This window comes from Pseudoalteromonas sp. (assembly GCF_041613455.1).
Lineage (GTDB): Bacteria > Pseudomonadota > Gammaproteobacteria > Enterobacterales > Alteromonadaceae > Pseudoalteromonas.
In genome coordinates, this window is record NZ_JBFJHD010000173.1 from 1 (window position 1) to 6,419 (window position 6,419).

Below are 6,419 nucleotides of genomic sequence, written 5' to 3' on the forward strand. Positions count from 1 at the left end.
ACCACGCCGGTGGGGTTAATGGTTTTATGGCTGGCGTAGTAGTGTGTTTTGGTGTACTGCAAGTCAATGGTGTCTTGAATACCGGGTACTTGATATAGCTCTTTCACGTAGTTATACAGGTTAGGGTATTCGCTAATTTTTTGCTGATTACACTTAAAGTGGCCATGATACACCGCATCAAAGCGCACTAAGGTGGTAAATAAGCGCCAATCGGCTTCGGTAATTTGCTCGCCCACTAAGTAACGCTGTGTAGCGAGGCGTTGCTCTAACCAGTCTAGGCTTGCAAATAATTCTTGGTAGGCGGTGCTGTAAGCACTTTGCGTGGTGGCAAACCCGGCTTTGTATACACCGTTATTTACCGTGTTATAAATGCGCTCGTTTACGCTGTCGATTTCTGCGCGCAGCGCGTGTGGGTAGTAATCATCGCTGTTGCCGGTGAGATCATTAAACGCGGTGTTTAATATGCGCATAATGGTCGATGATTCGTTATTAACGATAGTATGGGTTTTTTTATCCCATAAAATAGGAATAGTGGCGCGGCCTTGGTAATTGGCGTCGGCTTTTAAATACAATTGGTACGCGTAATCTAGGTTATAAAGCGGATCGCCGTGCTCACCAAATTCCCAGCCATTTTCCAGCATTTCGGGCTTCACTACGCTTAGGGTGATCACGTCTTCGAGCTGCTTTAATTTGCGCATTATCATAGTGCGGTGCGCCCAAGGGCAAGCTAGCGACACATATAAATGATAACGTCCCGCTTCGGGTTTAAATTGGCTATCGTCGGCGTTTGAAATTTGCGCGGTAAAGCGGCTTGCTTGGCGCTCAAACTTACCGCCAGATTTTTTGGTGTCGTACCATTGGTCAACCCATTTTCCGTCTACGATTAATCCCATTATTAGCTCCTTAATGTGCTGTAAGTGCATAAAAACACACCGCATAGTATGCGGTGTGTTATTGGTATTAATATTACGCTTTGTTTAAGCGACGGTTGATTACGTTATCAAGTGAGAATTTACCGCCACCTTGAATCGCTAAAGCAAGGGTGATGGCTAATAGTGATAGACCAAATTCGTAACCGTTGTTGCTCATAAATAAGCCGTTATCAATGTGTGTGGTAAATATAGCCACAACCATAGTGATAGCCAGTACCACACTAGAAGGGCGAGTAAGTAGGCCAACAATCAGTAATAAGCCACCAAAAAATTCTGCGCTACCCGCCATTAAGGCCATTAAAAAGCCAGGTGCTAAACCAATTGATTCCATCCATTGTCCTGTGCCTTCTAAACCATAACCGCCAAACCAAGCGAATAATTTTTGCGCACCGTGAGCGGCAAAAATAATACCCGCAATAACGCGTAGCGGTACAGTAGCCAGTGATTGTTCAGTTTTAGTGATAACGTTAGCAATATTTTTAATAGTCATAATTTTTACCCTTATTGATGTTTAGTAAGTGTGTTAATTAAGTATGTAGCCATTGTAGTTGTTGTTATGTAATTAAATAACTCCTATTATTTGCTCTATATATTCAAATAATTTGAACAATTGTAATTGGGATTAAAACCATGAATACCCCGCCTATTAGTATTGAAGCGTTACTGGTGCTTGACGCTATTGAGCATCGTGGCAGTTATGCGGCAGCCGCAGAGCAATTAAATAAAGTGCCTTCGGCGCTATCTTACATAGTGCAAAAGCTCGAAGAACAATTAAACGTAACGCTGTTTCAGCGCCAAGGCCGCCGTGCAGTACTCACGCCTGCGGGCAAGCATTTATTAACCGAGGGGCGTAAGTTGCTCACGGCGATTAATTCATTATCGGAGCAAACACAAACCATTGCCAACGGTTGGGAGCCAAAAATTCGTATTGCTTGCGATTCTATTATTGATATAAAACCAGTATTTAGCAGTATAGAGCAGTTTTTAGCTGAGCATGAAAATATAGAAATTGATGTGCAAGAGCAGGTAATGAACGGCAGCTGGGAAGTACTAATAGAAGACAAGGTTGACTTAGTGATTGGTGCGCCGTCGCCGGTGCCAAATCAAAAAGGCATTCGCGCGGTTAAAATTGCCGAGTACCAAAGTGTATTAGTGGTAAATAGCAGCCACCCGTTAGCCTCGCAGTCGCAAGGGGTTGATGTGAGTAGCCTTGCTCAGTATCGCAGTGTAATCGTGCATGACTCGGCCGAGCAAGAAATCCCTTGGACGGCAAATATAATCGAGGGGGCGCAGCGCTTTTTTGTTAGTTCAGTGGCGCAAAAGCTGGCTGCGATCAGTGCCGGTATTGGTATTGGTTATTTACCCAAGAGTTTAGTTGCGCCGTATATTGCTGCGGGGCAGTTAGTGGAGGTGGCGCTAAACGAGCCACGCCCGTGCCAAGACCTATTTATAGCTTGGAAAATCACTAATAAAGGAAAAGGGTTACAGCGGTTGCGGTCGTTGTTATTACCAGCCTAGCAAACGCTAACAGCCATGCATAAGGCAGTGGCTGTTAGCGTTTACGCAAGGTAATACTATTGCGTTGTGTAAAGCGCTGTTTAATGCGTTATTGTGTTAGTCATCCAGCGTGATCACGATGCCTACGGTGATAATTCGATCGTCAACCATTTCACAAATAGTCAGCTTAACGTCGTCCAGCTCAATAAAATCGTCTACTTTGGCACTGCTATTAAGTGAAGCTTTAAGTACTTGCTCTAATGTACTGCGTGGTTCGGCGGCAATGTGAATATCGTAAGAATAGGCGATACTAGCCACACTGGTGTTGCCTTTTACTCTGAGCTCTTTTGCCGAAAGCTCGGCAATATCTTGATCAATAGTGCTTGAAAACACACAATCTACAAACTCACGAGTATGTGGTTTTAGCACCATAAACAGCTGATCACCCGCTTGTAATAGCGTAGAGCCGCGCGGCGGAATAACCTTGCTGTTACGGCTGATCATCGCCATTACGGTACTATCGGGCAGGGCTAACTGCGATAATCGGCGGCCCACGGCACGGGAGCTCTCGCCTAAGGTGTATTCAACAATATCGGCATCCACATCGCCTAAAGCGGTAATTTCAAGGGTGGCGGCAGGGGCCACCGGCGGCGGTAAGGTCAGCTTTAGTTTTCGAGCTATTAACGGCAAGGTAGAGCCTTGCAGGGTAGCCGAAATTAACACCACAAAAAACACCACGTTAAATATGAGCTCGGCGCCAGTCAGGCCAAAAATAAGTGGAAATATGGCTAAAATAATCGGCACCGAGCCACGCAGCCCCACCCAAGACACTAAACTAATTTCGCGTGCTTTAAAGCCAAATAGCGCTAATACCGGAATAACCGCCAATGGCCGCGCAATAAATATTAGCACTAGGGCAATGATCAGCCCTTCAAACCACACCTGTATCAGTGAGCTTGGGTTTATTAATAACCCAAGTACCACGAACATGGTAATTTGGCTGAGCCAGGCTAAGCCGTCGTGAAATAAAAAGGTGCTGCGCTGAAACACAAAGCGACTGTTGCCAATAACCACACCGGTAATAAATACCGCTAAAAACCCGCTGCCGCCTATGTTAGCGGTGATACCAAACGACAGTAACCCACAGGCCGCCACTAATACTGGGTAAAGGCCGGTGGCCGCTAATTGAATTTTATTAATTAACTTAACCGACACCCACCCCACTGCAAGGCCCACTAAGGCGCCTAAGCCCATTTGCGAAATAAACATTAGCAGTAAACCGGTGCCGGGCTGCATATCGTTAACGAGTATTTCTAGTAGCCCCACAGTTAAAAATATCGCCATGGGGTCGTTTGAAGCACTTTCTATTTCGAGGGTGGCTTTTAACTTAGGTTTTAAATGAATACCGGCATTACGCAGCAGCGCAAATACCGCGGCGGCATCGGTTGAGCCGACTATAGCGCCGAGCAACATGCCTTGTAGCAACGGAATATCAAGAATATACGCCGCCGCAACACCGGTAACTGCACTGGTGACTAATACCCCTAGCGTGGCTAAGGTAGAAGCGGGCTTCCACACCTTTTTTATCGCTCTTAGTGGCGTTTGTAAGCCACCATCAAATAAGATCATCGCTAACGCCAGGGTGCCTAAGGAGTGCGCCGCTTCGGCATTATCAAAAAATATGCCGCCGGGGCCATCTTCACCGGCGAGCATTCCCACTATTAAAAACAGCACCAGTACCGGAAGTCCAAGGCGCGCGGATAACTTACTCGACATGATGCCAAGTAATATTAACACCGCAGCTAACAATATTATTTGATCAATCAAAAACATATATTCTTCTCATTAAAAGCTAAGGGCTGAGTTAAGCGTTATACCAAGGCAGCAGAAAAAAGCGACTGCTGAAGCCAATGGGTAAAATTGTAATTTAGCGCATAGAAATAGGACTAAGTTAGAACTGGTTTAGGTTTATATAATAGATATAGTATTCAGCGATAGTAAGCAAGGGCTTGTTGACACAATGCGCTTACAGCTTTTTGATATTATAGCATTATTTATAAAAAATAGCCGGGAAGAGCAGCGGTCAGATTAGAGCGGTCAGTGATCAGTTAAAGATAAAACAAGGTTTTAGGTTTCAGGTTTTAGGTGTCAGCTAGACATTAGCCAAGTGCAGTGCGAACGAACAGCGGTCAGATTAGAGCTGTCAGCGATCAGTTAAAGATAAAACAAGGTTTCAGGCGGAACTAATAAGCTAATACCTAGAACCTAGAGCCTCATACCTAGAACCTCATACCTAGAACCTAGCACTTAGTACCACGCAAATGTTTACTTTATTGGGCTGGTATCACTAAACTGCCCGCAGCCCGCAGCCCGCAGCCCGCAGCCCGCAGCCTATTCTTTGGTTTGTAAGCGTTTGGCGCGTTGTTCGGCCTCGATTAATGCTTGCGATTTTTCGCTACGCTGTTTTTCTGGAATAGTTGGTTTTACCGCTGAATTAGGATCCCAGCTTTCATCTAACGATAAATTAGCAAACGGGTTACTGGCATGTTTGGCTTTGTCGGCGTCATCGCTGGCTTGCTGTTTTGGCTCAAGCTTCTCTTCAGGCTCAGGCTTCTCTTTAGGCTCAGGCTGTTGCGGCGCTGAGTTCGACTTAGTGCTTTCCAGCGGCGCGTTGGGGTCAAACTCGCGCACTTCGGGTTCTTTAAATGGCATGACTTCGCTATCAATTTCTTGATCAATTTGTTTGCTAATTTCGCTATGCTCTGCATTATCTGCATTATCTGCATTATCTGCATTATCTGCATTATCTGTATGACTGTTTTTTGCCTGCTGCTCAGGCAAAATGCTGTCTGTGGGCGCAGAAGGGGCTATCTCTGGCTCGGTATTGATAGTACCAGGCTGCTCTCTAGGGATCGCTTGCGGCGGTTCATTTTTTTGCGCGGCTACCGCTTGATTATATTGTTGGCGCTTTATTTTTGTTTGCGGTGCTTCGGGGTCAAAGTTGCGCACTTTAGGCTCGGAAAATGAGCTGGCATTTTTTATCCGCTCTAGGGTATTTTTAGCGGCGGCTTCAAACTCGGCACTATTCGGTGCGGCGGTGGTAAATTGACTGGCGACTTTGTTCTCTACCGTTTCCGGCTGTTTGCTGCTGGCTTGCGGCTGCTGACTAGCGGAATCATCGGCCTGCGCGACCTCAGGCGCCGACACGGTTGCTTTTTTATCTGCATGGGGCCCTTTAACGGGCGCTGTTTCGGGCTGCGTGAGTGCCTGTTTATCTGCGGCAGTGGGTTTTAATGGGTTCACTTTGGGGGCGGCTTTTACCACTGGCGCAGCAGCAAGGGCTTTAGCCTGCTTAGCACGACGCAAACGCATCAATACCGCCACAGTAATAAGCACAATCACCAATATTAATACGCTGGCAAACAAGAGTGGTTCAACACTGTCGTTAACGGATTTAGGCGCAGTTATAGCAGGCGCTTGGTTGGCTGTGGCACTGGGTGCAGTGGTAACAGACAGCTGAGTTTGCATTGGCTGTACGGTGGTTGTTTGTGTTGCGGGCTGCGCTGCCGGTTGCGCTGCGTTACTGAAATTATCAGCTTGAGGCTCAGCACGGGCTTCACTTGGCGTGTTAGGGCTTTGCGTATCGCTTAGCGTTGCTGTGTCGTCTTGTGCTGCGCTGGGGCTTGTGACTGGAGTGTTGCTCACGTTAGCTGGCGGCTCATTGGCAGAGAGTGGTTCATTAGCCCCTGCTGAAACTGTGGCTTCAGGGCTTGTTGTGGCTTGATTTTGCTGCGTTGGTGGCTCAGTGGTCACGGGTGTCGGTGCGCTATATTGCGGCTCGGGCTGTTTTACAATGGGTGGCGGCTTTGGTTGGGTTTGCGCAGGCTTATTACAGTTTTTATTATAGTCGCGCGCGGCATTACGGTAACTGCGTCCGGTTTTATTATTGCTGTGTTGCTGCATTTCTTGTTTGATCAGAATGCACATAGC

5 protein-coding genes are annotated in these 6,419 nt (G+C 46.7%); 1 reads left to right on the top strand and 4 read right to left on the bottom strand.

All coding sequences use genetic code 11. The features are described 5' to 3' along the window. Together ABYB02_RS13250 and ABYB02_RS13255 are read right to left on the bottom strand one after the other, a co-directional pair. The coding region (locus tag ABYB02_RS13250; RefSeq protein WP_372762908.1) for a glutathione S-transferase family protein at positions 1-893 on the bottom strand (893 nt) is incomplete at its 3' end. 73 nt (positions 894-966) lie between these two features. Next, complete coding sequence (locus ABYB02_RS13255; RefSeq protein WP_372762909.1) at positions 967-1,422, bottom strand: DoxX family protein; 456 nt, start codon at positions 1,420-1,422, stop codon at positions 967-969. Between the two features lie 140 nt (positions 1,423-1,562). Between ABYB02_RS13255 and ABYB02_RS13260 the strand changes: the two genes are divergently transcribed. Continuing rightward, positions 1,563-2,450 (top strand): LysR substrate-binding domain-containing protein, encoded by an 888-nt coding sequence (locus ABYB02_RS13260; RefSeq protein WP_372762910.1) that lies wholly within the window; start codon positions 1,563-1,565, stop codon positions 2,448-2,450. 96 nt (positions 2,451-2,546) lie between these two features. Here ABYB02_RS13260 and ABYB02_RS13265 read toward each other — a convergent pair whose 3' ends face one another. Both ABYB02_RS13265 and ABYB02_RS13270 read right to left on the bottom strand, forming a co-directional pair. Further along, the gene (locus ABYB02_RS13265) at positions 2,547-4,262 is read right to left on the bottom strand and encodes a potassium/proton antiporter (RefSeq protein WP_372762911.1); all 1,716 of its coding nucleotides are present in this window, start codon (positions 4,260-4,262) and stop codon (positions 2,547-2,549) included. 558 nt (positions 4,263-4,820) lie between these two features. Further along, the coding region (locus ABYB02_RS13270) for a hypothetical protein (protein ID WP_372762912.1) at positions 4,821-6,419 on the bottom strand (1,599 nt) is incomplete at its 5' end.

What these genes read in the sequence shown, in the direction of transcription:
- ABYB02_RS13255 (WP_372762909.1), bottom strand. Translation starts at nt 1,422, where the DNA reads ATGACTATTAAAAATATTGCTAACGTTATCACTAAAACTGAACAATCA.
- ABYB02_RS13260 (WP_372762910.1), top strand. Translation starts at nt 1,563, where the DNA reads ATGAATACCCCGCCTATTAGTATTGAAGCGTTACTGGTGCTTGACGCT.
- ABYB02_RS13265 (WP_372762911.1), bottom strand. Translation starts at nt 4,262, where the DNA reads ATGTTTTTGATTGATCAAATAATATTGTTAGCTGCGGTGTTAATATTA.